Annotated in this window: 26 protein-coding genes and 1 tRNA gene; 11 read left to right on the top strand and 16 right to left on the bottom strand. The window is 72.9% G+C overall.

Annotated elements, in window-relative coordinates:
• Nucleotides 1-344: 344 nt before the first annotated feature.
• Together ACVGV0_RS02385 and ACVGV0_RS02390 are read right to left on the bottom strand one after the other, a co-directional pair.
• The gene (locus tag ACVGV0_RS02385; protein ID WP_459158211.1) at nt 345-1,523 is read right to left on the bottom strand and encodes a macrolide family glycosyltransferase; all 1,179 of its coding nucleotides are present in this window, start codon (nt 1,521-1,523) and stop codon (nt 345-347) included.
• Between the two features lie 112 nt (nt 1,524-1,635).
• Nucleotides 1,636-3,339: an FUSC family protein gene (locus ACVGV0_RS02390; RefSeq protein ID WP_459158212.1), complete on the bottom strand. Its 1,704-nt coding sequence runs from the start codon at nt 3,337-3,339 to the stop codon at nt 1,636-1,638.
• Nucleotides 3,340-3,545: 206 nt separating this feature from the next.
• On the opposite strand from ACVGV0_RS02390, the gene ACVGV0_RS02395 reads away from it, so the two are divergent.
• Nucleotides 3,546-4,142 carry a MarR family winged helix-turn-helix transcriptional regulator gene (locus ACVGV0_RS02395; protein WP_459158213.1) on the top strand — a complete coding sequence of 199 codons (597 nt, stop codon included), beginning with the start codon at nt 3,546-3,548 and terminating at the stop codon, nt 4,140-4,142.
• On the opposite strand, the gene ACVGV0_RS02400 is transcribed toward ACVGV0_RS02395, so the two are convergent.
• Both ACVGV0_RS02400 and ACVGV0_RS02405 read right to left on the bottom strand, forming a co-directional pair.
• Nucleotides 4,132-5,343 (bottom strand): MFS transporter, encoded by a 1,212-nt coding sequence (locus tag ACVGV0_RS02400; RefSeq protein WP_459158214.1) that lies wholly within the window; start codon nt 5,341-5,343, stop codon nt 4,132-4,134. The two genes, ACVGV0_RS02395 and ACVGV0_RS02400, sit on opposite strands and share 11 nt — an antisense overlap.
• 1 nt (nt 5,344) lies before the next feature.
• Nucleotides 5,345-6,349 (bottom strand): alpha/beta fold hydrolase, encoded by a 1,005-nt coding sequence (locus ACVGV0_RS02405; RefSeq protein WP_459158215.1) that lies wholly within the window; start codon nt 6,347-6,349, stop codon nt 5,345-5,347.
• A gap of 270 nt (nt 6,350-6,619) precedes the next feature.
• Here ACVGV0_RS02405 and ACVGV0_RS02410 point away from each other — a divergent pair, with 270 nt between their 5' ends.
• Nucleotides 6,620-7,000, top strand: a complete 381-nt coding sequence (locus tag ACVGV0_RS02410; protein ID WP_459158216.1) for a hypothetical protein — start codon at nt 6,620-6,622, stop codon at nt 6,998-7,000.
• A 732-nt stretch (nt 7,001-7,732) separates the two neighbouring features.
• Entirely contained in the window at nt 7,733-9,130 is a 1,398-nt protein-coding gene (locus ACVGV0_RS02415) for an LCP family protein (protein ID WP_459158217.1), read from the top strand.
• Between the two features lie 156 nt (nt 9,131-9,286).
• On the opposite strand, the gene ACVGV0_RS02420 is transcribed toward ACVGV0_RS02415, so the two are convergent.
• From ACVGV0_RS02420 to ACVGV0_RS02430, 3 genes are all read right to left on the bottom strand, one after another.
• Nucleotides 9,287-10,051, bottom strand: a complete 765-nt coding sequence (locus ACVGV0_RS02420; protein ID WP_459158218.1) for an energy-coupling factor transporter transmembrane component T family protein — start codon at nt 10,049-10,051, stop codon at nt 9,287-9,289.
• A gap of 2 nt (nt 10,052-10,053) precedes the next feature.
• Entirely contained in the window at nt 10,054-11,859 is a 1,806-nt protein-coding gene (locus ACVGV0_RS02425) for an ABC transporter ATP-binding protein (RefSeq protein ID WP_459158219.1), read from the bottom strand.
• Nucleotides 11,860-11,957: 98 nt separating this feature from the next.
• Entirely contained in the window at nt 11,958-12,545 is a 588-nt protein-coding gene (locus ACVGV0_RS02430) for a hypothetical protein (protein ID WP_459158220.1), read from the bottom strand.
• Between the two features lie 529 nt (nt 12,546-13,074).
• On the opposite strand from ACVGV0_RS02430, the gene ACVGV0_RS02435 reads away from it, so the two are divergent.
• The 4 genes from ACVGV0_RS02435 to ACVGV0_RS02450 all read left to right on the top strand — a co-directional run bounded on the left by ACVGV0_RS02435 (nt 13,075) and on the right by ACVGV0_RS02450 (nt 14,382).
• Nucleotides 13,075-13,147, top strand: a tRNA-Arg gene (locus ACVGV0_RS02435).
• A gap of 284 nt (nt 13,148-13,431) precedes the next feature.
• On the top strand, nt 13,432-13,785 hold the full coding sequence (locus ACVGV0_RS02440) for a hypothetical protein (RefSeq protein ID WP_459160126.1): 354 nt from the start codon (nt 13,432-13,434) through the stop codon (nt 13,783-13,785).
• Nucleotides 13,706-13,906, top strand: coding sequence for a LysE family transporter (locus ACVGV0_RS02445; RefSeq protein WP_459158221.1), 201 nt, complete (start codon nt 13,706-13,708; stop codon nt 13,904-13,906). The genes ACVGV0_RS02440 and ACVGV0_RS02445 overlap by 80 nt, the downstream gene beginning before the upstream one ends.
• A gap of 212 nt (nt 13,907-14,118) precedes the next feature.
• Entirely contained in the window at nt 14,119-14,382 is a 264-nt protein-coding gene (locus ACVGV0_RS02450) for a cupin domain-containing protein (protein WP_459159897.1), read from the top strand.
• A gap of 123 nt (nt 14,383-14,505) precedes the next feature.
• On the opposite strand, the gene ACVGV0_RS02455 is transcribed toward ACVGV0_RS02450, so the two are convergent.
• Together ACVGV0_RS02455 and ACVGV0_RS02460 are read right to left on the bottom strand one after the other, a co-directional pair.
• A complete protein-coding gene (locus tag ACVGV0_RS02455; RefSeq protein ID WP_459158222.1) occupies nt 14,506-14,940 on the bottom strand; it encodes a TIGR03618 family F420-dependent PPOX class oxidoreductase in 435 nt (144 codons plus the stop codon).
• A gap of 206 nt (nt 14,941-15,146) precedes the next feature.
• Nucleotides 15,147-15,365, bottom strand: coding sequence for a hypothetical protein (locus tag ACVGV0_RS02460; protein WP_459158223.1), 219 nt, complete (start codon nt 15,363-15,365; stop codon nt 15,147-15,149).
• 104 nt (nt 15,366-15,469) lie between these two features.
• On the opposite strand from ACVGV0_RS02460, the gene ACVGV0_RS02465 reads away from it, so the two are divergent.
• A complete protein-coding gene (locus ACVGV0_RS02465) occupies nt 15,470-16,126 on the top strand; it encodes an NUDIX hydrolase (protein ID WP_459158224.1) in 657 nt (218 codons plus the stop codon).
• Nucleotides 16,127-16,135: 9 nt separating this feature from the next.
• On the opposite strand, the gene ACVGV0_RS02470 is transcribed toward ACVGV0_RS02465, so the two are convergent.
• Both ACVGV0_RS02470 and ACVGV0_RS02475 read right to left on the bottom strand, forming a co-directional pair.
• Complete coding sequence (locus tag ACVGV0_RS02470; RefSeq protein ID WP_459158225.1) at nt 16,136-16,663, bottom strand: pyridoxamine 5'-phosphate oxidase family protein; 528 nt, start codon at nt 16,661-16,663, stop codon at nt 16,136-16,138.
• A gap of 67 nt (nt 16,664-16,730) precedes the next feature.
• Nucleotides 16,731-18,101 carry an FAD-binding oxidoreductase gene (locus ACVGV0_RS02475; protein WP_459158226.1) on the bottom strand — a complete coding sequence of 457 codons (1,371 nt, stop codon included), beginning with the start codon at nt 18,099-18,101 and terminating at the stop codon, nt 16,731-16,733.
• Between the two features lie 430 nt (nt 18,102-18,531).
• Here ACVGV0_RS02475 and sigJ point away from each other — a divergent pair, with 430 nt between their 5' ends.
• Nucleotides 18,532-19,578 (top strand): RNA polymerase sigma factor SigJ, encoded by a 1,047-nt coding sequence (gene sigJ / locus ACVGV0_RS02480; RefSeq protein WP_459158227.1) that lies wholly within the window; start codon nt 18,532-18,534, stop codon nt 19,576-19,578.
• A 271-nt stretch (nt 19,579-19,849) separates the two neighbouring features.
• Complete coding sequence (locus ACVGV0_RS02485) at nt 19,850-20,569, top strand: polyamine aminopropyltransferase (protein WP_459158228.1); 720 nt, start codon at nt 19,850-19,852, stop codon at nt 20,567-20,569.
• A 238-nt stretch (nt 20,570-20,807) separates the two neighbouring features.
• On the opposite strand, the gene bluB is transcribed toward ACVGV0_RS02485, so the two are convergent.
• The 5 genes from bluB to rpmB form a co-directional block, all read right to left on the bottom strand.
• Nucleotides 20,808-21,488 (bottom strand): 5,6-dimethylbenzimidazole synthase, encoded by a 681-nt coding sequence (gene bluB, locus ACVGV0_RS02490; protein WP_459158229.1) that lies wholly within the window; start codon nt 21,486-21,488, stop codon nt 20,808-20,810.
• A 296-nt stretch (nt 21,489-21,784) separates the two neighbouring features.
• Nucleotides 21,785-22,021 (bottom strand): 30S ribosomal protein S18, encoded by a 237-nt coding sequence (gene rpsR / locus ACVGV0_RS02495; RefSeq protein WP_459158230.1) that lies wholly within the window; start codon nt 22,019-22,021, stop codon nt 21,785-21,787.
• 2 nt (nt 22,022-22,023) lie between these two features.
• Nucleotides 22,024-22,329, bottom strand: coding sequence for a 30S ribosomal protein S14 (gene rpsN / locus ACVGV0_RS02500; RefSeq protein WP_459158231.1), 306 nt, complete (start codon nt 22,327-22,329; stop codon nt 22,024-22,026).
• 9 nt (nt 22,330-22,338) lie between these two features.
• Nucleotides 22,339-22,503, bottom strand: coding sequence for a 50S ribosomal protein L33 (rpmG, locus tag ACVGV0_RS02505; protein ID WP_459158232.1), 165 nt, complete (start codon nt 22,501-22,503; stop codon nt 22,339-22,341).
• A complete protein-coding gene (gene rpmB / locus ACVGV0_RS02510) occupies nt 22,503-22,739 on the bottom strand; it encodes a 50S ribosomal protein L28 (protein ID WP_459158233.1) in 237 nt (78 codons plus the stop codon). The genes rpmG and rpmB overlap by 1 nt, the downstream gene beginning before the upstream one ends.
• 97 nt (nt 22,740-22,836) lie before the next feature.
• Between rpmB and mrf the strand changes: the two genes are divergently transcribed.
• Nucleotides 22,837-24,081, top strand: a complete 1,245-nt coding sequence (gene mrf, locus ACVGV0_RS02515; protein ID WP_459158234.1) for a ribosome hibernation factor-recruiting GTPase MRF — start codon at nt 22,837-22,839, stop codon at nt 24,079-24,081.
• The last annotated feature ends 73 nt before the right edge of the window (nt 24,082-24,154 follow it).

Raw genomic sequence — 24,154 nt, forward strand, 5'->3', positions numbered from 1 at the left:
GGCGCGGCCGCTCCACCTGCCCCGCCGCGCCGCCCGTTCTCGCCCTTAGGGGGCGCGCGGATTGGTGGCCATGTGCTCGACCGCACCGGCCCGTCAGGCAAGCGGCGCAGCCGCTTCATCGCCACGTACGCAGAGCGCCCCGCCGCGGGTTCTCCGGCGCCGCCTCGCGAGGACAGCCCCGACGTTGTGTAGGTGGCTACCCGATGTCGGGGATCCCGGAGCGAGGTGCCGCCGGAGGTTCCTCCCAGCTACCCCCATCCACCCGCCCTCAACAGCCAATCCGCGGACTCTCTTACGCCCGTTCGCGTCGCGCCACCTGCCCGCGGTGCCGCCAGGGGCGGGGTTCAGGCCGCGCCGCGCACGGCGGCCAGATGGCCCTCCAGCGCATCGGCGGCCTCGACCGCACCGCCGCACCCGCGCAGGAGTTCGCCCATGCGCGCGATGTTCGCCCGCACAGCGGTGTCGGCGTGCACCTCCTCGACGGACCGGCGCAGGCTCTCGGCGGTGAACTCCGCGAGGTGGCGCCCCAGCCCGAGCGCGTCGACCTGCCGCGCGTTCGCCTCCTGCTCGGGCATCTGCGGCGCGGCCACGAGGGGAACGCCGAAGTGGATCGCCTCCATCGTGGAGTTCATCCCCGCGTGCGAGAGGAACACGTCGGCGTGCCGCAGCACCGCGGGCTGCGGGAAGTACGTGCGCAGCTCGATGTTGTCCGGGACGTCGCCGAGGTCGGACGGGTCCACGCGTTCGCCCAGGGCCAGCGCGACCTGCCAGCCGCTGCCGCCGAACGCCTCCAGGCACGCGCGGAAGAACTCCGGGCGGTCGTTGAACGCCGTGCCCAGCGAGATGAACAGCACCGGTCCGCCAGGGCGCGCCGGGCTCCAGTCCTCGCCGGTGCGCAGGTCCACCGACGGGCCGACGAAGCGGAACCGCTCGTCGAAGGTCTCGCCGGAGTACTGGAACTCGCGCGGGAGGAACACGATGTTCAGCGGTGACGGCTCGCCCTCGAAGATGCCCGAGGTGTCCACACCGGTCTCCGCGCCGATCTCGGCGAGCACCTGCTTCACCCGGTCGAACATCTCGAGGTGCCCCGGCGGCATCGCCGTCGTCGTCGCCGCCTGCAGCACGTCCCGGTGCAGGGAGAAGTGCTCGTTGCTCGCGTGCGTGGGCACGAGGGACACCCCGGGGATGCCGAGCGCCGCGCTGGCCATCCAGCCGGCCGCGGTCATCATGTCGTAGCAGATCGCCTGCGGGGGGTCGCGGGTGAAGGCCTCGCGCAGGACGGCGAAGTCGGCGCGCAGGGTCTCGCCGAGCTGCTGCGCGGCCGCGTCCGGATCCTCCGGGTTCGGGCGCGGCATCTGCCCGGGCAGGCTCAGCAGCTCGGCACCGGCGGCTTCGACCTCGGAGCGGTGGTGCTCGTGCGTCGCGTAGGTCACGGTGTGCCCGCGGCGGGTCAACTCGCGGACCACCGGCAGCGTGGGGTTCACGTGCCCGGCGGCGGGCACGGAGGTCACGGCAATGTGCATGGCTTCCTCGGAACGGGAACGTCTGTGGCGGGCGGAGGTCCCTCCCGGCCGCTCCACCGTAGGTCCGCCCGGGCGGGATCCCGCCCGTCGTCCGCGCCCCGCATGATCGGGATCACGCGGGGCGCACCCGCCGGTTGCCCGCTTCGGCGGTGCCCCCGGACCGCGGCGGCTGCGGGAGGTGCCGTTCGGCAAGGCCCGGGTCGAGGCGCCGGGAGGCCTGCCGGAGCGCGCTGGACAGCAGCTCCTCGTGCTCGCCGGTGCGCGCGCTCTCGCCCGTGAGCGCCTCGTGCGCGTCGCGCAGCTCCGCGAGCGCGACGGTGATCCGGCCGAGGTCGGGCGCGGGGTCTTCGAGCGGCCGCCGCAGCCGGTGCAGGGCGCGCTCGAAGCGGACGGCCGCCGCGGTGCGGTTCGGCAGCGCGCGGGCGACGACGATCGCCACCAGCGCGCCGAGCACCGTGGCCAGCAGGCGGCTCGCCGCCACGCCGTCCGCCGCCTGCGGCAGGGGCAGCGTGCCGGCCAGCAACGCCACCGGGGTCGCGAACAGCACCCCCATCCAGTAGTTGCGGAGGACGACCATCTCGGCGGCCCACTGGAACGCGGCCACGAGCACCACGCCGACCCAGGCGTCGGGGTCGAGGTGCAGCACGCAGGCGCCGATGAGCACGCCGAGCACCGTGCCCGTGCTGCGCTGCAGCAGCCGCGGCAGCGAGCGCGCGGCCGAGGTCACCTGCAGCACGGCGACGGCGGAGACGGCGGCCCAGTAGGCGTGCCCGGTGCCGAGGAGGTTGGCCAGCCCGGCGGCGAGGAGCGAGGCGACGCCGACGCGGGCGCCCGAGGCGAGCACCCAGCCCCACTCGTGGTGGCGTCCCCCGCGCACGGCGGCCGCGGCACCGCGCAGCACGCGCCGGCGCGGGAGGCGCGCCGCGGAGGCGCGGGTCCCGGCAGCGTCGACGGCAGCGGTGTCGCCGGTCCCGGAGGTGCCGACGATCCCGGCGCCGACGGGGCCGGTGTCGCCGCGGCGGCCCGGCGAACGCCCCAGCTTGCGCAGCCGCTGCGCCACCTCCGGGTTCGGGGCGGGCACGGTGAGCGCGGCTTCGCAGGCCGCGACGGCGCGGGTCAGCCGCGCGCAGGTCGGGTGGCTGCGCTGCGCCCGCGTGCTGTCCGAGAGCGCGTGCCAGGCGTCCCGGACGGCGACCGCCGCGCTCTGCCAACCGCGCTCGCCGCCGTTGTCGACGTGGGCGGCGACCTGCCGGGCGGTTCGGCCGACGGCGCGGCGGAGCGGGGCGAAGGGGTCGACGAGCGCTCCGCTGAGGCAGAGCGACCAGCCGAGGACCGCGCTGCCCAGCGACACGGCGACGAGCTGTCCGAACGCGGGCCAGTTCAGCGGCAGGTGGGCGCAGGCCCCCACGGCGAACGAGAAGATGAGCCCGCCGGGCGGGCCCAGGCGCACGGCGTTGCTCGCCGCGGTGGCCGCGGCGGCGACGGCTGCCAGCGCGACGGCCGAGACGGCTTCGCGCCAGACCGGGTCGGCGATCGCGGCGGAGACGAGGCCGCCGATGGCGACGGAGGCGACGAGGCCCAGCCCGACGCAGGCGAGCGTGCGCGCCCGCCGCGGGTACGGCTCGTCGCGGCCGTGGAGGGTGACGAAGCTGCCGAACAGCGAACCGGCCATGAGGTCGAGGCGGTCGGTGGCGAGCAGGACCAGCAGCGGCAGCAGGACCGCCAGTCCCGCGCGGACGGCGGGCCAGGTCGTCGCCTCGGCCGGAGCGAGCCGGAAGGTCTGCCGGACGTCGCGGAGCAGCACTGTTCGGGGCACGAGCACCAGGCTACATATATTTCACTAGTAAAACACTTATGTTCAAAATGGTGTGGTCGGTATCTCGTCGCAGCGCACGGCACGCTCCTGCGCGGCGGGCGGGAGCGCGTGCTGTGCCACACTGAGCGGTCGACTTCTCCTCGCCCGCGAGGAGCGGGGATCCCCGCCGGGCCCGCCCGGCGGTTCCTGCATCGTTAGGAGGCCGGGTGGACCAGCGACGCGACTTCGTCGACGTGGTGCGCGCCCAGTGGGCCCAGGTGCGGCCCGATCTCGACACCACGAGCATCGACCTCGTCGGGCGGATCCTGCGGGCGGCGACGGTCCTGCGCAACCAGCTCGACGCCGCCATCTCCGGCGACGGGCTCAACCGCGCTGAGTTCGACCTGCTCAGCGCACTGCGCCGAAGCCCGCGGCCGATCACTCCCGGGGAGCTGACGAAGCAGACCACGTCCTCGGCCGCCGCGACCACGAAGCGGCTGCAGCAGCTCGTCGAACGCGGCCTGCTCGAGCGCATGGTGGACGCGCGCGACCGCCGCAGCGCGCAGATCGCGCTGACCGAGCACGGACGCGAGCTCATCGACCGCGTCATGTCCCGCAACCTCGAGGCGGAGCGGCACCTGGTCGAGCACCTCGACCCGGACACGCGGCACGCGGTCGGCGACGGCCTCGCGCAACTGCTCAGCGCCATCGAGGACCCGAGCGCCACGGCCGCGCTGACCGCGCAGCTGCAACGCCGCACCGAGGAGGGCGCCGGAGCGGACGGCGCACCACCCGCCGACCCCGGCGGAGCGGTCAGCCGGTGACCGCGGACTCCTCGGACCGCAGCGGCACGAACGACACCGCCAGCACGCCGCACACCGCGATCGCGGCGAAGAAGTAGAACCCGTACGGGTAGGCGATCCCCGCGGTGACCAGCGCCCCCGTCACGAACGGCCCCGTGATCGCACCGAACCGCCCGATGCCCGAGGTGAAGCCCAGCGCCGTGCCGCGCAGGCGGTCGGGGTAGAACTGGGCGACGTAGGCGAAGATGAGCACCTGCGCGGAGAACACGAACACCCCGGTCACGAAGACCGCGACGTGCAGCAGCACCGCGCTCTCCATCCGGATGCTCAGCAGGGCCAGCAGCACGGCGCTGATCGCGAACCACACCAGGATCGTCGGCTTGATGCCGCGCCGGTCGGCCACGAAGCCCGCGAACACGAGCCCGACCACGGCACCGACGTTGAGCACCAGCAGCTGCCCCACCGACGTCGACACGTTGTAGCCGGCGGTGCGCATCAGCTCCGGCAGCCACGTGTTCAGCCCGTACACCAGCAGCAGACCCATGAACGACCCGACCCACACGCCGATGCCCGCGCGCAGCAGGCGGGGGTTCAGCAGATCGCGGAAGCCGACGCGCGCGCTGTCCGCGTGCACGGCGGTGAACACCTCCGACTCGGGCAGGAGGAACCACATGAGCACCACCACGCCCAGGCCGGCGAGGCCGAGCGCGTAGAACAGCACCGACCAGTGCTCGCCCGCGAGCAGCGCCAGCAGCGATGTGAGCACCGCGCCCGCGTGGTACCCGGTCATCGTGATCGTGTTGGCCCGCGCCCGCTGCGCCGCCGGCAAGTACTCGGACATGATCGTCAGCGCCGCCGGCATGCACGCGCCCAGCCCGATGCCGGCGAGCAGGCGCAGCGCGGCGAACACCGCCACGCTCGGCGCCAGCGGCAGCACCAGGGTCAGCACGGAGAACAGCACGACCGAACCCATGAGCACGGGCCTGCGGCCGAACCGATCGGCCAGCGGACCGACGCTCGCCGCGCCGATGGCCACGCCCACCAGCGACAGCGTGGCCACCGCCGTGGCCGAGGCCGGTGTGAAACCCAGGTACCCGCTGTCGAGCAGCACGGGGATGATCGCCCCGAGCACGACCAGGTCGTAGCCCTCCAGCATGACCGTGACCCAGCACAGCACGCTCGGCCAGGTCAGCAGCCGCGTCGCCATCGTTTCCTCCCGCACGTCACCGCACCTCGCACCGGGAGCGGACGGTTCCACCGAGCGGCGTCCACGCGCCGCGGGCACCCGTTTCGACGCGCTCGATGAGCTGCCGGGCGCAGCTGGCCACCAGCGCCGGCCGGGTGCGGGGCAGCCAGTGCCCTCCCGGCACGTGCCGCACCCACGCGCGCGGTGCCCAGCGCGCGATGTCGGTCTGCAGGGCGACCGTGACGAACGGGTCGCCCGTCGGGGCGATCACCTGCGTCGGGACGTCGGTGGGCCGGTCCTGCGGCCCGGTCAGCCGCCGCCGCACGTTCGCCCGGTACAGCTCGAGCCCGCGCACCCCGTCGCGGGTTCGCGGTCGCATCCCGGAACCGCCGGTGGTTCCCTCCTGCTCGCCGGGCGCGGGTTCGAGCAGGCGGATCACCCGCGGCAGCACGCGCGTGCGCCAGGCCAGTTCCGGCAGGAGCGGCAGCTGGAAGAAGCCGAGGTAGGTCGAGCGGAGCAGTTGCCGCGCGAGTTCGCGGAGGTGCCGCGGCGCGGGACGGCGGAGCCGGGCGCGGAACCAGTGCGCCGCGTGGTCCAGGCACGGCCCGGAGACCGAGGTGAACGAGGCGATGCGCCCGCGCATCCGACGGCCGGTCACGGCGCGCCACGCCTGGATGGATCCCCAGTCGTGCCCCAGCAGGTGGACGGGGCGGTGGGGACTGACCGCGTCGGCCACGGCCGCCACGTCCCGCTCGAGCCGGTCGAGCGCGTAGCCGTCCCGCGCGCCCGCGGGGTCGGAGTTGCCGGCTCCGCGCACGTCGTAGCTCACGACGCGGTGGGAGTCGGCCAGCACGTCGAGCACCCCGTCCCAGACGGCGTGGTCGTCCGGGTACCCGTGCACGGCGAGCACCACCGGGTGCGCGGGGTCGCCGCGCTCGTACACCTGCAGGCGCACACCGTCGCTCGTGGTGACCGTCTCGCTCGCGGTGACTGCGCTGGTCGCGTTCGCCGTGTTGCTCGCGGTTACACCGCGTGTCGTCATCGCCGCCGCCCTTCGCACTCCCGCGGGACACGAGTCACGTCATATTAGACACGGTGTCAATGCAGTCGCACGTGCGCAGTGCGGCTCGATGTCTCGGCGGTCCGCGGTGCGCGTCCAGCGCTGACGCGCACACCGCCGGCGGGTCGCTGACTCGGGTGGTTCACTTCCGCTTTCGTCGCCCGCGCTCGTGAGTCGGCGCGGCGGTGGCGCGGTGCTCTCAGTACGGTCCCGGAGCAGCGAGGTCCCCCACCGGACGCGGGGAGGATGACGGTGAATTCGACTGCCCGGCAGGAGCACCGGACCCGGAGCTCGTCGCACCGGATCGCTGCGGGTGCCACCGGTGCGGTGCTGGCGCTCCTCCCGGCCGGTGCGACCGCCTCCGGTGCGGACGTGTCCGCGCACTCCGCCGTGTCCGCGCACTCCGCGGAGCGGGCGGGTGTTTCCGCTGTGGGCGGTGCCACGCCGGCGGTCTCCGCCGCGGTCCCCGCCGCCGCGGAACCGGAGCAGGAGCGCCGGGACGAGGACCGGGGCGAGCAGGACGTCGCCGCGGAGCGGATTTCGGTGGCGGCGGTCGCGGCGGGCGGCGGTGCCGCGATGCTGGTCATCAGCGGCACGGTGACGTGGGTCCAGCGCCGTCGCGGCGGATCGTGAGCGCTGGTAGCGCCCTTCCCGAACTGCCCGGTGCGGCGGTTCGGGGCCGGTGACCGCTGCGGGGGAGGGGGCGTCGAAGGGGCCCGCAGCGGGGGCCGAAGTTCCTGGCACCGAGGAGTTTTCGCTCCGCTTCCGCGCGGTCGCGCGAAAGCCGACGGGCGCGCGAAAGTCCGAAGTGGAGGTCGGCGCGGTGGCCGTCCTCCACTTCGGCTGCTGCGGGTTACCGCGCGTGGTCACCGTAATAATAATTCCACTGCGACTCCTCGAATCGTTCAGCAGGGACGTCGGTGACGATACGACGAGTGCGGAGCGTTCGCCACGCGACACCCGGCGCGGCGCGTGATTTTTCGCGGAATTCGGCGCATTTCTTGCGCTCGCAACGGATTTTCCCGGTTTTCCGGTCGGATCGCGGCGGCGCCCGCGCGAGGAATTCGAGTTTGATTCACGTGATTCGCGGGCGCTCGCGCGCGGTCGGCCGGGCTGGCGTCCCCGGGCAGCTTTCCCGGGAGTGCGCGTCGCGTCCGAGGGGGCGCGGCGAACGATAGGCGGCGAACCGGGATCGAGCCAGCGGGATGCAGTAAATCAGAAGGGTGAAAGTGCGCGGCTGGGTCCCTGGGCCGATCCGTACTGTTGATCAAGAAAAGTGATCAAGAAAAATACAGATAGTCAGATCGAGTGATCAAGCCCGGTCTGGAAATGCGCGCAGTGATGACGAGGATCAGTCTCGTTCGCATGGCGCAAGGCACGACCAACCCCGCTCCTGCTGAGCGTTCCCCCGAACCTCCCCGACGGTCCACTGCGGACACATCACGACGGCGCGCGCTGTGGCTGACCCTGCTGTCGGTGCTCACCCCGGGCGTTGCCCACTGGCACGCCGGCTATCGGCGCACAGCGGCGCTTCTGGCCTCCTTCGGTCTGCTGGCCTGGTGCGCCGTGGCTTTCGCCGCGGTCAACCTGGGCCGCGAGCACGTGCTGGACGCGGCGGTGCGTCCCGGGGTGCTGCTGCTCATCGCCGCGGCAGCACTCGTGGCCATCCCCGTGTGGGTCGCCCTCGTGCTCACCTCGTACAACGCGGTGCGGCCGCGGTCCCTGCCCCCGCAGCGGGCCCGCACCGCCCGGGTCGCCGTGCTCGGCCTGTGCGCCGCCGTGGCGCTGCCCCCGACGCTCGTGGCGCACTACGCCTACTCCCAGTACGACCTGGTCACCACCGTGTTCGCGGGCGGCCCCGGTGGGCAGTCCTCCGCCGCGGCCGCGGCGGGTCCCGAGGAACCGGCGACACCGCTGCCCGGAGCCGACCGGCTCAACGTGCTGCTGCTCGGCAGCGACGCGGGCGAGGGGCGCGCGGGCACGCGGGTGGACACGATGGTCCTGGCCAGCGTGGACCAGGAAACCGGCCGGACCGTGCTGCTGAGCCTGCCGCGCAACCTGCAGAACGCGCCCATGCCGGAAGGCCCGGCCCGGCAGCGCTACCCCGAGGGCTACCCGGGGCTGCTCAACGCCGTCTACCGCGAAGGCGCGGAGTTCCACCCGGAACTCGCGCCCGGCGCCGAGAACCCGGGTGCGGAGCTGCTCAAGGGCACCATCTCCGAAACCCTCGGAATGCCCGTGCACCACTACGCGAAGGTCGACCTGCAGGGCTTCCGCAGCCTCGTGGACGCGCTCGGCGGCGTCGACGTCAACATCCGGCAGCGCATGCCGATGGGCGATACCGGGGAGTACTTCAGCCCCGGGCAGCAGCACCTCGACGGCGCGCAGGCGCTCTGGTACGCGCGCTCGCGCACCGCTTCCAGCGACTACGACCGGATGGAGCGGCAGCGGTGCATGATCTCCACGCTCGCCGACCAGGCCGACCCGATGACGGTGCTGAACCACTACCACAAGATGGCCGCGGCGGCGAAGGACAACCTCCGCACCGACATCCCCGCGGACATGCTCCGGGACCTGGCCGAGCTGGCGGAGAAGATCGAACCGGCCGGCAGCACCCAGTTCGTGCCGCCGCTGATCGAACCGAGCAACCCGGACTTCGACCGGGTCCGCTCGATCGCCCAGGAGACGATCGACAGCTCGGAAGCCGGTGAGGCCCCGGAGGCCACCGCCCCGCAGAACCCCACCGTGGCCCCCGCCTGCTGAACGGGTGCGGGTGAGGGCCACCGCGGGAGCGGTGCCGCCGCGACCGAGCTCCACCACGCGGCGGCCGGGCGGCACCGAGGAACGGGCCGCTGCGCAGACCCCCGACCTGCGCAGCGGCCCGCCCGCGTCTGCCCGCGGGTTCCCGCCGACCCCGGATCAGGCGCCGAGCAGCGGGGTGAACCGGACCGCGGCGACGGTGGCGAACAGCGCCAGCCCCGCCCCGAGCAGCGCCACGTCGGCGGCTCCGACGGCCCCGAGCGTCGTCGCGGGGCGCCGCTGCGAGAAGGAGAAACCGCGCAGCTGCAGCGTGGACATCATCGTGCTGGCGCGCCGCGCCATGATGATGATCGCCGGGACGAACAGCTTGCCCGCGTTGCCGAAGCTGCGCAGCGGGCGGCGGACGCTCAGCTCGATGCCCTTGATCTTCATCGCGTCGACGGTGCGGAAGATGTCGGCCAGGCTCGCGTACATGAGCAGGAACGCGTAACCGACGAGGAAGCACAGCGGCTCGGGGATCCGCAGCCCCCGCATGCCGTCGGTGAGCTTGTCCGGCGACATCGTCGACAGCAGCGCCAGGCTCAGGAACAGCGCTGCCGACCACGCGAAACCGAGCCGCAGGCCGAAGTCCATGTCGCCGTCGAACGGCGCGAACTCCCCCGCGGAGAGGTCGCGCCACAGCGGGACGACCACCAGCCCGATGAAGTTGGGCAGCTGCAGCAGCCACAGGACCAGCAGCGCGACCGGGGGAACGCGCGCGGTGATGCTCAGCGCGAGCCCGACGACGGTGGCGCCGAGCATCCAGGGCCAGCTGGGAGCGGTGTAGAGGAAGGCGATCACCAGCGCGAACAGCACCAGCTTGATGCGCGGATCGCGGCGGTGCAGGACGGTGTCCTTGTCGGTGTGCAGCAGGGGGACGCGCATGCTCAGACTTCCTGGGGGATCGGGGAGAGCCGGGCGGCGAGCTCGGCCACCGAGTAGGCCTCGACACCCAGGTGGGAGGCGACCCGGGCCGCTCGCGGGGGCAGCAGGGACGTGCGGGTCAGCACCTCGGCGCCGCCGGCGCCGAACACCTCGCGGACGGTGCCGTCGGCGACCGAGCGGCCCTGCTCGAGCAGCGTGACCGTGTCCGCGGTCTCGGCGACGAGGTCGAGGTCGTGCTCGACCACCACGACGGCCGTGCCGCGGTCGCGGAGCCGGTGCAGCAGGTGGCGCAGCGTCGCCCGGGCGGGCGCGTCCAGCGATACCCGCGGCTCGTCGAGCACGAGCACCGCGGGGTCGAGGGCGAGCGCCCCGGCGATCGCGACGAGCTTGCGGAGCCCGCGGGAGAGCTGGGTCGGATCGGACTCCAGCAGCTCCTCGGGCACGCCGGCCAGTTCCCGCGCCCGCTGGACCGACTCGGCGATCTGCTCCTCGCCGAGCACGACTTCGCGGCGGAACCAGCCGCGCCGGCGCACGCTGCGCCGGCGCAGCGCGTGGGAGATCTCCCCGCGCACCGTGCGCTCGGTGATCTGCTCGTCGGGGTTCTGCAGCACCGTGCCGACCGTGCTCGCCAGCTCGGCGGCGTCGTGCTCCCGGGTGTTGCGGCCGCCGACGAGCACGTCGCCGGAGCTCGGGCGGAGCAGCCCGCACAGCATCCGCATGAGGGTGGACTTGCCGGCGCCGTTGCCGCCGACGACGGCGTGCACCTGGCCGGGTGCGACGTGCAGGGAAACGTCCCGCACCGCGGCCGTGCCGTCGCGGTAGCGGTACTCGGCACCGCGCACCTCGACGGCCCGCTCGGAGGCGGTCGTGGAAGGACCCTCCGGGGCGGCGGTGCCGACCGCGGCGGCCGGCGCTTCCTGGGGTGCGGGGACACCGGCGAGCGGGGAGCGGTCGTCCGGAGCCGCTCCTCCCCCGGCCACCGGCTCGTCGTCGAGCGCGCGGCCCGCGGTGGCCAGCTCCTCCGGTGTGAGCACGGCTCCGGAAAGCCCGGCGGCGCGGGCGATCCGGACGACGGTGGGCGGTTCCACCTGGGCGCCGGTGAGCAGGTCCGCGTCGCGGAGCAGGTCGGCGGCGGCACCCTGCGCCCGCACGGCGCCGTCGCGCAGGACCAGCAGCTCGTCGGCCATCCCGACCAGCAGGTCCACGTCGTCCTCGACGACGACCAGCGTCATCGTCCCGGAGAGCTCGAGGGCGAGCCGGCGGATCTCCTCCTTGCCGGAGGGGTCGAGCAGGCCGGTGACGTTGTCGAGCACGAGCACCTGCGGTTCGCTGGCCAGCGCCGCGGCGATCGCCACGCGCTGCTGCTGCCCGCCGGAGAGCTCCCAGGTGCGCTTGTGCTCGGCGTCGACGGCCCCGAGCCCGAGCTCGTCGAGCAGCTGGCGGGCGCGCTGCCGGGCCTGCTCCACCGGGGTGCCGTGGTTGATCAGCGGAGCCATCACCTCGGCGAGCACGGTGATCTGGGTGAGCTGGGAGGCGTAGTCCTCGAACACGAGGCTCACCCGCTGCGCGACCTCGGTGATCGGGGACTCCCGCGGGTCGAGGCCGGCCACGTCCAGGGAGCCCGCGGACGCGCCGCCGGTGCTGCGGGGCGCCAGCCCGGCCAGCGTCGTGCACAGCGACGTCTTCCCGGCGCCCATCGGTCCGACGACCCCGAGGACGGTGCCGGGGCGCAGCTCGAGGTCGACGCCGTGGAAAGCGGCCCGCTCCTGGTCCGGGTAGGTGAGGTCGAGGCTGCGGGTGCGGATCAATCGGTCTCCTCTGCTCAGCTGGAACGCTCCGCGGGCCGGGCGGTCACCGCTCGGCCCGCGGAGCTCGGAAGGCGGGTGCTCGTGCGCTCGGCGAGCGGTCACTTCCGCGAGGGCGTGAACCCGAGGAGCCGCTCGATGCGCCCGTGCAGCGCGTAGGCGAGCGGGACCGTGACCAGCGCGCCGAGGACGATGCCGTGCGTGACGGTGTTGCCCAGGGCGCTGTAGACGGTCACACCGACGCCCTCCTCGCCGAAGACCAGGAAGGCCGAGCCCTCGATCACTGCCTGCACCAGCGAACCCACGAGGCAGGCGGTGCTGATGCGCAGCCAGTTCAGCTGCTTGCCGCTCATCAGGTAGCCGGCCACGGCGAAGCCGACGAAGTAGCCGGCGAAGCCGAACGGGTCGTCCACCTCGTAGCCCTCGAGGATGTCGCCGATGGCTTCGCCGACGGCCGCGCCGATCGGGATGGCGAACGTGGGCAGTCCGCGCGGCAGCAGGGCCAGGAAGAGGAACGGGATGAAGAACGGCTTGAAGTCGATGTCGACCGGGATCTCCGGGATGCGTTCGAAGATCATCAGCCCGAAGAAGAACAGCACCGCGACCAGGGCGGCGACCACCATGGTCTTCGGCGTCGTGTTCCCGTCTCCCGCCGGGCGCACTGTCGTTGCGTTGTTCTGCGAGGTCATTCGATCTCGTTTCTCCAGACCAGGGCGTTTGCAGGCCCGTGGTGTCGGTGCGGGGCGTCCAGCGCTGCTTTGTCCCCCGTTCGAGGGGCGCCCCGCATGGGAAACATTGCGCGTGAACCACGGGTGAATCGCGAACTGCGTTCGGGCCGTGGTGCGAGGAAGACCGGAACAACGAACGCACGCGGGTCGGGGCGTCGCGGTGCGTGATCAGCGAGCCGGGGCTCGAGGGGCGGCGACTCGGGGGTCGCCGCGGTCATCACCGGGATGCGCGTGGTGGAGAATGGAGGAAATGGTTCCGCCTGTAAACCCCGGCGGCGCGATCGGTTGGTCGCTCCTGGGGCGCTGCGGTGAGCCTGTTCGGTGGGATGCTCCCGGTGGGCCGGCTGCGGTGGGCCTGCTCCGTGGGGGCTCCCGGTGAGCTGCTCCGGTGGGGCGGCTCCGGTGAGCCGTGGAAGGCCACCGGCCGGATCGCGGTGGCGATCTCCCCACCAGGTACCCTGTAACCGGCCCACCGGAGACCGGTGGGCGGGCCTCCGTAGCTCAGGGGATAGAGCACCACTCTCCTAAAGTGGGTGTCGCAGGTTCGAATCCTGCCGGGGGCGCTTCATCGCAGGGTACGGCGGTGGTAACCGAGCCGGGTCAAGATCGGTTACCACCTTATTGCCACCTTTCGCTCACGTGCCGGTCTCCAGTGAGGCCAGCGCTTCGGCGGCCGAGCTGCCCGCGGTCTTGCGGTTCATGTACACGTCCTGGTCGCGCTCACGCGCTCGTGGCCGAGGTAGTCGGCGATCTCCTGCGACGACGGCGAGGTCCGCCAGGAGTTCTCCATCGTCCTCGGCGCCCAACCGGCCGGCGGCAGCTGCGAACCAGCGCGGAAACCCGCCGCGTGCACGGGGTCTCGCCGATCGAAGCGGCCCTGCCGATGCGCGCGACCATGCGCATGCGCCTCGAACGCGACCTGCGGGCATGTACCAGCGTGCGCGGATCTTGGGGGGATCGCGCGATCTACCGAGTCGATGCATGGAGCGGGGTTGCGCTCGTCGGCGCAGTACTGGTCGTTGGGTCGCATGCAACGATGCTGGTCATATCGATCGATCAGCAGCTGCTCGTGGCTTTCGTCGTGACGACCTCCATCGCCGTGATCACCCCCGGCGCCGGACATGCTGTTCGTGTTGGCGTGTGGCAGCCGGGGCGGTCCCCGTGCTGGCTTGCTCGCCACGGCCGGAGTGGCGAGCAGTGAAGTCGTGCACGTTGCTGTGGCAGCGGCCGGACTCGCCGCGTTGTTCGCTGCGGCGCCGACGGCGTTCACCGTGGTGCGGCTGATCGGGGCCGTGTCACGTGCGGATCCGCATCCGGTATGACGGCTGCGAGGTATGCTCGCGGTGATGTCGTTCCTCCCGCCGCGTGAGGTCAGCCGCGCCACCGCCGAGGCCGCGCCGACGCCGACCCGCGGCTACGTTCTCGGGCCGGACGAGGGCGTGCCCGGACGCGACGGGGAGGTGAAGGCCTCCAACGCCTCCACCGGGGGCGGCCTGGCGATCTACCGCACCGTCGTCGACGGGCAGGGGCCACCCTGCACGAGCACCGGCACGAGGACGAGACCATCGTCGTCCTCGACGGGACGATGCAGGTCGACTGCGGGGAGGACACCTTCACCGGCGGAACGGGCAGCACCTTCTTCCTGCCGCGCGGGCTGCCGCACACCTTCCGCTCCCTCGACGGGCCGTCGACGATCCTCTTCGTCGTCACACCCGGCCACCTGGACGAGTTCTTCCGCGCCAAGGAGGAGGCCACCGACCGCGACGAAGTGCTCGCGCTGATCCAGCGGTTCTTCTGAGCACGGCGAGATCCTCGCTGAGGGCTGGCCCTTGGTCGATGTCGAGCAGGTAGTGCTCGTCGGGGGCCGGTCCTTCGCGCCACGGCTGGTGGTTGAAGGCTTCCTGCTCCGGTTCGGAGGCGGTCAGTTGCTGTAGATCCGTTCGGGGGTGACCAGCACCGCGGTTCGGCGCTCTTGCTGCATGGTGCGGTCGAATTCGGCCCAGTCGTCGTGCTCACCACCGGCCGCGCGGTAGATCTCGCGGAGCAGCACGCGCAGGCGCTCGGGATCGAGTTCCGGGTCGTCCGGTCCCATCAGCTCGGCCGTTCCCTCCACTGCGATCCACGCCCACCCCGCGCGGAAGGTCAGCGTGGTGGCCGGGCGCGCGCGGAGGTGGGCTTTCTTCGCCGCCCCGTAGGTGACGAAGGCGACCACACGTTCCCCGGAGATCGGATGGGGGATCACGCCGGCGTTGACCACGGAGGACTGCACGGTGCCGTCCGCTCGTGTCGTCGCGACCACGGCGAGGTGGTGCTCACCTGCGGCGAGGCGGTCAACCGCTGCCAGGTTCTCTCGCACAGCTGCTCCTCGGGAGACGTCATCGCATCAGGTCGGACTTCCCGCGACGAGTGTCAACACGCACCCCGCCTGCCGCACGGGGCGGCGGAGGCGAGGGGCTGCCGATGTGCCGCGGGAAGGCGTTGGCCTCGGCCAGGCGCGCTCGCCTCGCCAGCGCACCTGGTGCCGCGTTGGCGCGGGGCGTGCAGCGGCGCGCTGCGCACCGCTCAGCCGCGCCAGGCCTCGGCGAGCACGTCGCAGCTGCGGATGCGGTCCTCCAGGCCCCAGGTCTCGGTCATGATGGCGAGCTCGTCGGCCCGGGTGCGTGCGGCGAGCGCCGCGCCGAACGCGGACGAGCCGAGGATGAAGACGGGAACCTCGCCGCCCTGGCCGGGAAGGCCCGGGCTCGCTGGTCCGGGCAGCTGCGGCGTGGACGTGCCAGCCATCCCACCAGGCCGGAGTGTTCCCGTTCCCGGTCCATTGCCACCGGTCGGCGCGATGGCGTGGGATCGGTCCTGCGCAACTGGTATCGATCCCGGAGACTGCGGCCATGACCTCCAGCGAAGCGGACTCCTCCGGCGACGAGGCCGAGCTGATCCGCCGGCAAGCCCTCGCCCTGCTCGCCACCGCCCAGAACGGGCTCACCTACGCGCGGGACCCTTACGACCGGGACCGGTACGAGCAGGTGCGGCGTTCCGCCGAAGAGCTCATGGAGCTCGTCAGCGACGGCGGAGCCGAGCAGGTGCACCGGATCGTCGCGCTCGACTCCGGCTACGCGACTCCGAAAATCGATGTGCGGGGCGGTCTCTTCGGCGGTGACGGCGAGGTGTTGCTCGTGCAGGAGCGCTCCGACGGCCGCTGGACCCTGCCCGGCGGCTGGTGCGACGTGCTGGAATCCCCCTCCGAGGCGGTCGCGAAGGAGGTGCGGGAAGAAGCCGGCATCACCGTCGACGTGGACAAGCTGGTAGCCGTGCTGGACCGCGAAAAGCAGGGGCACCGGCCGCATTTCGCCTTCCACGTGCACAAGTTCTTCTTCCTGTGCCGACAGCGGGAGCGGTTCGCGCTCGACTCGGTCGAAACCTCGTCCGCGGACTGGTTCCCCCTCGACGCGCTCCCGCCGCTGTCGCACTCGCGGGTCCTCGAAACGCAGCTGCACCTGATGCACCGCCACTGGCGGGACCGGACGCTGCCCGCGGAGTTCGACTGACCCCGGTCCCTACCCGCCCCCAGCACCGCCGCGCGGCGCCTCGGGGTCGCCGTAGGTGACCATCCAGTGCGGTTCGAGCCGGTAGTAGACGACGTCGCCCCAGTTCAGCGGCGAGTCCCCGTAGTGCCCGGTGAGGTGCTCCAGCACCGCGGGCCACTGCGGGTCCTCCGGCCCCTCGTCCGGGTTGAGGGTCTCGGCCGCGCCGTGGGCGAACACCCCGAGCTGCTCACCGCGCATGTGCGCGACGCTCGCCGCGGGGCGCGCGCGGAGGTGCGCGGCCTTCGCGGCCGACCTCGCGGTGCCGAAGATCCACCTGCCGTGCAGGAAGTGGCCGTCGACGCCGCTGATCCGCGGCTCGCCCCGGGCGGTCACCGTGGAGAGCGCGAGGGTGCACATGCCCGTGGCGACCGCCACGAGCTGCCGCGCCGTGAAGGTGCTCCCACCAGTGACGATGGAGCGCAGGTGGTCGGTCGAGCGGGCCAGTGAGGCGTCGAGCAGCTGCTGGAGCTCGTCGAGCTCGGCTTCGGTCTCGTACATGCCGCACATCCTGCCGGAGACCGCCGACAGTTCCGGGTCGGCGAACCGCTCGTGTTGAACAGCGACCTCACGGGCGGATGTTCTGGTTCAGGTGGAAGAGGTTGTGCGGATCGTACTTCCGCTTCACCCCGACCAGTCCGTCGTAGTTGCCCTTGTAGTTCGCCCGGATCCGGTCCTGGTCGTCACCGGCCATGAAGTTGACGTATCCGCCTTCCTCGGAGTGCGCCGCGGTCGCGGCGTAGTAGTTCCGGACCCAGTCGATGTTGGCCTCGTTGTCCGCGGGGTCGGGCCACATTCCCGCGATCACGGTCGCGAAGTTCGCGCCCCGGTACGCGAAGGCGGTGGCATCCGCTGCGACCCGGTGGCATGCCCCGTCGATCGGGTAGATGTGCACCGTTGAGTTCACGGCGGGCACCTTCGGCCCGTACTGGACGTGGGCGGCGATCACCGCGTCGGTCAGTTCGTCGACGAAGTTGGCCTTCCAGTAGTGCTGGAGCCCCGGTGGGACGAGCGCGTCGAACGCGCTGTTGAGCATCGGATACGGCATCGGGCCGACGTGTTCGGCTACGACCGGGGCGATGTCGTGCAATGGCCGCACGGCGCTCGGGCCTTCTTCCACCGGTCCTGACCAGCACACCACGACGGCCATCAGCGTGTCGCCGTGCCGCTCCTCCGGTATGAAGGGCAGCGGTGGTGCGATCTGGAACGCGGGGAACGCGCCGAGCTGCTCCGGGGCATCGGCGATGAACTCGCGGAAGGACCGCAGCACGTTCGACGCCTGGTCGATGTCGAAGAAGATCGGACCGCCGTAGATGTCGCCCACCGGGCTGAGCCGGTACTCGAACGAGGTCACCACTCCGAAGTTGCCGCCACCACCTCGCAGCGCCCAGAACAGGTCTGCGTGCTGCCGCTCGTCGGCCACGACCAGCTCGCCGTCCGCGGTGACGACATCGGCGGAGACCAGGTTGTCGCAGGACAGGCCCTGGCCGCGGGCCAGGTAACCGATGCCGCCGCCGAGGGTGAGCCCACCGATGCCGGTGGTGGAGACGATGCCCCCGGTGGTGGCCAGGCCGAACGCGTGCGTTGCTGCGTCGAAGTCGCCCCAGGTCGCGCCGCCCTCGGCCCGTGCGGTGCGGTTCGCCGGGGAGACTCGCACGCCGCGCATCGGCGTCAGGTCGACGACGATGCCGTCGTCACAGGTCCCGAATCCGGGAACGCTGTGCCCTCCGCCCCGTACGGCGAGGTCGACCCCCTCCTCGCGCGCGTAATCGACGGCGGCCATGACGTCTCCGGCGTTGGCGCACTGCGCGATCACGTGCGGCCGGCGGTCGACCATGCCGTTGTGGACGAGGCGGGCCCGGTCGAAGTCCTCGTCCTGCCGGCTGATCACTCTTCCGTGGACGCGTTCCCGCAGCTTCTCGATCGTGATCGTCCGCATCAGTACCACCTCCCGGAACGCCCGTGCACTTCACGGTCGGCCGCACCCCGGTAGTCGGACAGAGGAATAGGACCCGGATGTCTGCGAGAACGGGATGCAGCGGGGCGGGCGTTCGGTGCGTGCCAGGCAGGACGGGGCCATCGCCGGCTGGAACGCGTCCTACCGGGCAACGGTCCCGCCTCAGCGGGAAGGGGCGAACGGCCCCAGGGGCGGTTTCCGCAGGAGTGCCGCGGTGATCGCTGCGCGCAGCTCGGCCGCAGCGCCCTGCGAACCCCGCGGGACGAGCCTCGTCGCGACGGCACGGCTCCGCCCCCGCGGGGCGGAACCGGTCACGCCGATGCGAGGACCGCTCGACGCGCCTTGCTCAGCCCGGCGATCCGTCGATCACCTCCTCGAAATCGTCCCCGCGGTCCGGCATCCGCCGGGTAGGTTGATCAGTCCGGTCGGACGAGCACCGGCGGTTCCACTGGTCGTCGCCGCCGCGCGGCCGTTCGGGGGGCGCAGCAGGAGCACGGCCGACTCGGGTACCGGGAGCGCGGCGCAGTTCGAGGACCACCGGGAGCAGTGCTTCGCCGCGGCGTACCGGATGCTGGGCAGCGTGGCCGACGCCGAGGACGTCGTGCAGGAGACCTGGCTGCGCTGGTCCTGCCGCGACCGTTCGGAGGTCACCACCCCGGGGGCCTACCTGGTGCGCACCGCGACGCGCCTGGCGCTGGACCGGTTGCGGGCGCTGCGGGCCAGGCGCGAGTCGTACGTGGGGCAGTGGCTGCCGGAACCCGTGATCACCGCGCAGGCCGGGGAGGACGCGGCCGAGCCCGCGCTGCGCTCCGAGTCCGCTTCGGCGGCCGTCCTGGTGGTGCTGGAGGCGCTGGCACCGGCCGAACGCGCGGTGTTCGTGCTGCGGGAGGTCTTCGGCTTTCCCCGCGAGGAGATCGCGGCCACCCTCGGGCGCTCGACGGCGGGCGTGCGGCAGCTCGCCCACCGGGCGCGCGAGCACGTGCGGGCGCGCCGCCCGCGGTTCGACGCCGACCGGGAGACCCGGCGCCGGGTGGCGGAGCGCTTCCTGGACGCCTGCCGCGGCGGCGATCTCACCGCGTTGCTGGCGGAGCTCGCCCCGGAGGTCGCGCTCGGCGGTGGCAGGGCGAAGTCGGCGCGCAACCCCGTCCGCGGGGCCGACGAGGTCGCCCGCTTCCTCGCCGGGATCCACGCGAACCGGTTCCACCGGCGGGAGTTCCGACTCGTGGAGCTCAACGGGCAGCCGGGTGCGATCCGACGGCGCGGTCGACGCGGCGATCACCGTCGACGTCGCCGACGGGGTCGTGCAGCGGGTCGGGCTGGTGGTCAACCCGGACGAGCTGACCGCCCTGGACGCCGGCGGGGGAGCAGCCCCGGCGCGGTGACGCGGCCCCGCGGCCGGACGTCCGCGGGGCCGGCAGGTCCGACACCGGGGTCGAGCGCCCTCCTCCCGCGGCTGTAGGCTCGGATGAACGCGCGGCGTCCCCGGTCGTCGGCGCGCCGGGCAGATCGGCGCGGCCGCCGGGGAGGGGAGTTCCGCGCTCCGGACGAGCTGGAGCGGTTCCTCGCCGCGGGGTGCGCCTCGGCGGCGGGCCGCCGCTGCTCCCGCGGTCCGAAATGGACCCGCGGCGCGCCCTCGGCGCCGTCGAGCGACCTCGACCTCGACCGCGGTGCGAACCGCCCGATGCCGCCCCCGCCCGCCGTTGTTCCCGTCCGCAGGGAGGATGCCGCCAGTGAGCGCCCGTTTCGAAGAACTCGACTGGCGCGGGACGCCGATCGGCCTGATCAGCCTGCGCCGCCGCTGGGACCGCTCCCTCGACAGGGACGTGCACGAGATCAAACTGGACGACGAGTTCCTCATGTCCAGCGCGTTCACCACGGCGGAGGTCGAACTCGCGCGGCTCGGCCTGGCCGCCTCTTCCGCCGCCGAGCTCGACGTCGTCGTCGGAGGGCTCGGGCTCGGCTACACCGCCAGGACCGCCCTGGCGGATCCGCGGGTGCGTTCGCTGCACGTGGTGGAGTCCCTCGGGGAGGTCATCGAGTGGCACCGGCGCGGCCTGCTGCCGCTGGGCGAGGAGCTGACCTCCGATCCGCGGACCCGCCTGGTGCACGGGGACTTCTTCGCGATGGCCGGTGGGAGCTCCGGGTTCGACGCCGAGGCACCGGGGCGGCGTTTCCACGCCGTGCTCCTGGACATCGACCACTCGCCGGCGCACGTGCTGGATTCGAGCCACGCCTGGCTCTACGAGGCCGCGGGTCTGCGCCGGCTCGCCGGCCACCTCCACCCGGGCGGGGTTTTCGCGCTGTGGTCGGACGATCCGCCGCAGCAGGAGGTCACGGCAGCGCTCGCGGAGGTGTTCGCCACCGCGCAGGCCCACGTCGTCGCGTTCCGCAACCCCTACACCGGGGGCGAGGCCAGCAACACCGTCTACACGGCAGTTCTGCGGAGCTGACGGGTCCGCGGATCGGCTGGCGTCGGAGGTCGGGTGGGGAACCTCCGGCTCCCAGCTTCCCCGACCTCCCGCCCGGACAGCGGACGGGAGCAGCACCGTCGGACTGTCCTCGCGAGGCGACGCCGGAGAACCCCCGTCGGGTCGGTCTGCGCGCGTGGGGCGGAAGCGGCTGCGCCGCTTGCCCGACGGAGCCCCGCGTCCGAAGGGGACGGATCCATCCTCTTCGGACGCGATGGGCCTACCGCTCGCTCCCGCGCCCGTACGACTCGTAGTGCACGCGCTCTTCGAGCGGGGTGCGGCTGCGCCAGCCGTGCCGCTCCAGGTCGGGGGCCTCGGCCATCCGGTGCACCGGACCGAGGCACAACCAGGCGACGGGGCGCACCGTCGCGGGGATGTCCAGCAGCCCCCGCAGGAACTCCTCGCGGTAGAAGCTCACCCAGCCGACGCCGAGGTCCTCGGCGGTGGCGGCCAGCCACAGGTTCTGGATCGCCAGGCACACCGAGTACAGCCCGGCGTCGGCGATGGCGTGCCGGCCGAGGACGGCGGGGGCGCCGCGCCCCGGGTCGTAGGTCACGACCACGCTCAGCGTCGATTCGAGGATCCCCTCGACCTTGATCTTGGAGAAGGTCTCCGCGCGTTCCCCCTCGAGCTCGGCGGCGAAGACGTCGCGCTCGGCGAGCACGTGCTCGCGGAAGGAGCGCTTCGTGGTCTCGTCCTGCACGAGGACGAAGTCCCAGGGCTGCGAGAGGCCGACGCTCGGCGCGCTGTGCGCGGCGGTGAGCACCCGGTGCAGCACGTCCGGGTCGAGGGGTTCGCCGGTGAACTCGGCGCGCACGTCCCGGCGCCGGTTGATCACGTCGTACAGGTCGGTGCCCGGTCCGGTGTCGTCCAGCCGCGGCGGTTCTTCTCGTGCGGTCATCGCCGACCATCCTGCCCCGTCGCGCGATGTCTCCGACCCGGGGCGTCCTGGTGATGCCCGCCACCTGCCGCCGGTGGCGGCGCCCGCCGCTGGCGGGGTGCGGTGCCCGGTCGGGACGTGCCCTGCCCGACCGGGCACCGCGAGGGGCCGCCGCGCGGCCGGGACCTGCGTTCCGGGTCCGCTCGGACGCGGTCACCGCACCGCCGGCGTTCCCCGCCGGGGAGCTGCCGGAGTTGCTCCCCGGGGCGGCACGTGCCCGCGGTGGAGCCGCGGGCGGGGTCGCGCTCCCGTCCTGCTCAGCGGGGTTTCGGGCTGGGGTAGGGCAGCAGCGCCATCTCCCGCGCGTTCTTGATGGCCCGGGCGACTTCGCGCTGCTGCTGGGCGGTCAGCCCGGTCACCCGCCGCGAGCGGATCTTGCCGCGGTCGGAGAGGAACTTCCGCAGCAGCGCGGTGTCCTTCCAGTCCACGCGGGTGACGCCTTCCCGCGCGAGCAGGTTCGGTTTGCGCCGCGGGCGGCGTTGCGGAGGGGCCATCGTTACCAGCTCGCTTTCGTGACGCCGGGCAGTTCGCCCGCGTGGGCCTTTTCGCGCAGGCGGATGCGGGACAGGCCGAACTTGCGGAAGTGGCCGCGGGGGCGGCCGTCGACCGCGTCGCGGTTGCGCACCCGGGTGGGGCTGGCGTCGCGGGGTTGGCGCTGCAGTTCGCGCTGGGCCCGCTCCTGCTGCTCCGGCGTGGTGTCCGGCGCCGAGATGATGCGCTTCAGCTCGGCGCGGCGCTGCGCGTAGCGGGCGACGACCTCGCGCCGCTGCTGGTCGCGGGCGATCTTCGACTTCTTGGCCACGGTGCTCCTTCAGCGTTCCTCGCGGAACTCGACGTGCCTGCGGACGACGGGGTCGTACTTGCGCAGCCGCAGCCGGTCCGGTGTCCTGCGGCGGTTCTTCCGGGTGACGTAGGTGAAGCCGGTTCCGGCGCTGGAGCGCAGTTTCACGATCGGTCGCTGTTCGGTGGCGGCCATCAGACGCGCTCCCCCCGCTTCCGCATCCGGGCGACGATCGCCTCGATGCCGTGCCTGTCGATCGTCTTCACGCCTTTGGTGGACACGCGCAGGCGGATCCAGCGGCTTTCGGACGGCAGCCAGTAGTGCCGCCGCTGCAGGTTGGGTTCCCAGCGCCGGCGCGTGCGGCGGTGGGAGTGCGAGACGTGGTTGCCGTAGCCGGGCACGCGCCCGGTCACTTGGCACCGCTTCGACATGACCTACCTCTCGATAATGACATCCATTTTCATCTATGCTCGGGATCAGGGTAGCGTGTCCACCAGCAGATGAAAACCATTACCGATTGGGGTGGGGATGGGACCGTCCGAGGACCAGCGCACGCCGCTGCTCGTGGTCGCGGGGATGCATCCCGAGCAGGTCGCGTCGACCGCCGAGGCGGTGCGCGCCGACACCGGCGCCGTGCTCGTGCACCACGACCTCGGCGCGCTCTCCGACGGCCTGGTGCGGCGCACCGTGCGCCGCGGCGACCTCGGCGAGACGACCGCGCTCGAACTCGTGCACGGGTGCGTCTCCTGCACGCTGCGCGAGGACCTGCTGCCGCTGCTGCGCCGGCTCGCCGACGAGCCGGACGTGACCAGCATCGTGCTCCGGCTCGACCCGGCGCTCGACCCGGAGGCGCTGTGCTGGGCGCTGACCCGCGTCGAGCTCGACGGGCGCGGCCTGGAGCACGACATCGCCATCGGCGCCGTGCTGTGCGTCGTCGACCTGCCGAGCTGGCTCGACGACGCCACCGGCACCGAGGAGCTCGCCGAGCGCGGCCTCGGCGCCGCGGCCGAGGACGAACGCACCGTCGCCCAGCTCGCCGTCGGGCAGGCCGAGTTCGCCGACGCGCTCGTGCTGGCGGGCCGAGCGGTCGAACCCTGGCAGCAGGCCCGCACCGAAGCGGTGCTGCGGCGGGTCGCGCCGAGCGCGACCTGGGGCGTCCTCGAACGGCTCGACGTGCCCGAGCTGCTCGGACGGCTGCCCGCCGCGGCGCGCCGCGGGGAGGTCGACGGGGCGTTCGGACCGCTGCTGCGCGGCCAACCGCCGTTCGAACCGGACGCCGGGGTCTCGCTGCTGCTGTTCGAGCAGCGCAGGCCGTTCCACCCGGAACGGCTGCACGCGGCGGTCGACGCGCTGCTCGAGGGCGTCGTGCGCGCACGCGGACGCGTGTGGCTGGCCACCCAGCCCGACGACGCGCTGTGGATCGAATCCGCGGGCGGCAGCCTCGGCGTCGCGCACGCCGGGCCGTGGGTGGCCGCGCTCGACGCCGGGCAGCGCGCCGAGCTCGACTCCGAGCGCTATCTCAAGGCCTCGCTGAGCTGGGACGAGCGCTACGGCGACCGGGTGCAGGAGCTCGTGGTGATCACCCACGACACCGACCCGGAGGACGTCGACCGGGCGCTGCACCGGGCCCTGCTCACCGACGCCGAGCTCGCCGCCGGGCGCGAGGGCTGGGCCGCCTACTCCGACCCGTTCGGCACGTGGCACGCCGACCCCTGCGGTGAGGATCCGGCGATCCGGGCCGCCGAGGCGGCCGAGTCCGACGGCGAGGGCTGAACGGCGGGAGTGAGACAGCGCACCACCCGACACGCGCGCGGACCCTTCTCAGGTGGTTCTCAGGGCGAGGCGC

Source organism: Salinifilum ghardaiensis (assembly GCF_054491345.1).

What these genes read in the sequence shown, in the direction of transcription:
- ACVGV0_RS02465 (WP_459158224.1), top strand. Translation starts at nt 15,470, where the DNA reads ATGACCTCCAGCGAAGCGGACTCCTCCGGCGACGAGGCCGAGCTGATC.
- bluB (WP_459158229.1), bottom strand. Translation starts at nt 21,488, where the DNA reads ATGACCGCACGAGAAGAACCGCCGCGGCTGGACGACACCGGACCGGGC.
- ACVGV0_RS02405 (WP_459158215.1), bottom strand. Translation starts at nt 6,349, where the DNA reads ATGACGACACGCGGTGTAACCGCGAGCAACACGGCGAACGCGACCAGC.
- ACVGV0_RS02470 (WP_459158225.1), bottom strand. Translation starts at nt 16,663, where the DNA reads ATGTACGAGACCGAAGCCGAGCTCGACGAGCTCCAGCAGCTGCTCGAC.
- rpmG (WP_459158232.1), bottom strand. Translation starts at nt 22,503, where the DNA reads ATGGCCGCCACCGAACAGCGACCGATCGTGAAACTGCGCTCCAGCGCC.
- rpmB (WP_459158233.1), bottom strand. Translation starts at nt 22,739, where the DNA reads ATGTCGAAGCGGTGCCAAGTGACCGGGCGCGTGCCCGGCTACGGCAAC.
- ACVGV0_RS02445 (WP_459158221.1), top strand. Translation starts at nt 13,706, where the DNA reads ATGCTGTTCGTGTTGGCGTGTGGCAGCCGGGGCGGTCCCCGTGCTGGC.
- ACVGV0_RS02430 (WP_459158220.1), bottom strand. Translation starts at nt 12,545, where the DNA reads ATGACCTCGCAGAACAACGCAACGACAGTGCGCCCGGCGGGAGACGGG.
- ACVGV0_RS02420 (WP_459158218.1), bottom strand. Translation starts at nt 10,051, where the DNA reads ATGCGCGTCCCCCTGCTGCACACCGACAAGGACACCGTCCTGCACCGC.
- rpsR (WP_459158230.1), bottom strand. Translation starts at nt 22,021, where the DNA reads ATGGCCCCTCCGCAACGCCGCCCGCGGCGCAAACCGAACCTGCTCGCG.
- ACVGV0_RS02385 (WP_459158211.1), bottom strand. Translation starts at nt 1,523, where the DNA reads ATGCACATTGCCGTGACCTCCGTGCCCGCCGCCGGGCACGTGAACCCC.
- ACVGV0_RS02460 (WP_459158223.1), bottom strand. Translation starts at nt 15,365, where the DNA reads ATGGCTGGCACGTCCACGCCGCAGCTGCCCGGACCAGCGAGCCCGGGC.
- mrf (WP_459158234.1), top strand. Translation starts at nt 22,837, where the DNA reads ATGGGACCGTCCGAGGACCAGCGCACGCCGCTGCTCGTGGTCGCGGGG.
- ACVGV0_RS02415 (WP_459158217.1), top strand. Translation starts at nt 7,733, where the DNA reads ATGGCGCAAGGCACGACCAACCCCGCTCCTGCTGAGCGTTCCCCCGAA.
- ACVGV0_RS02475 (WP_459158226.1), bottom strand. Translation starts at nt 18,101, where the DNA reads ATGCGGACGATCACGATCGAGAAGCTGCGGGAACGCGTCCACGGAAGA.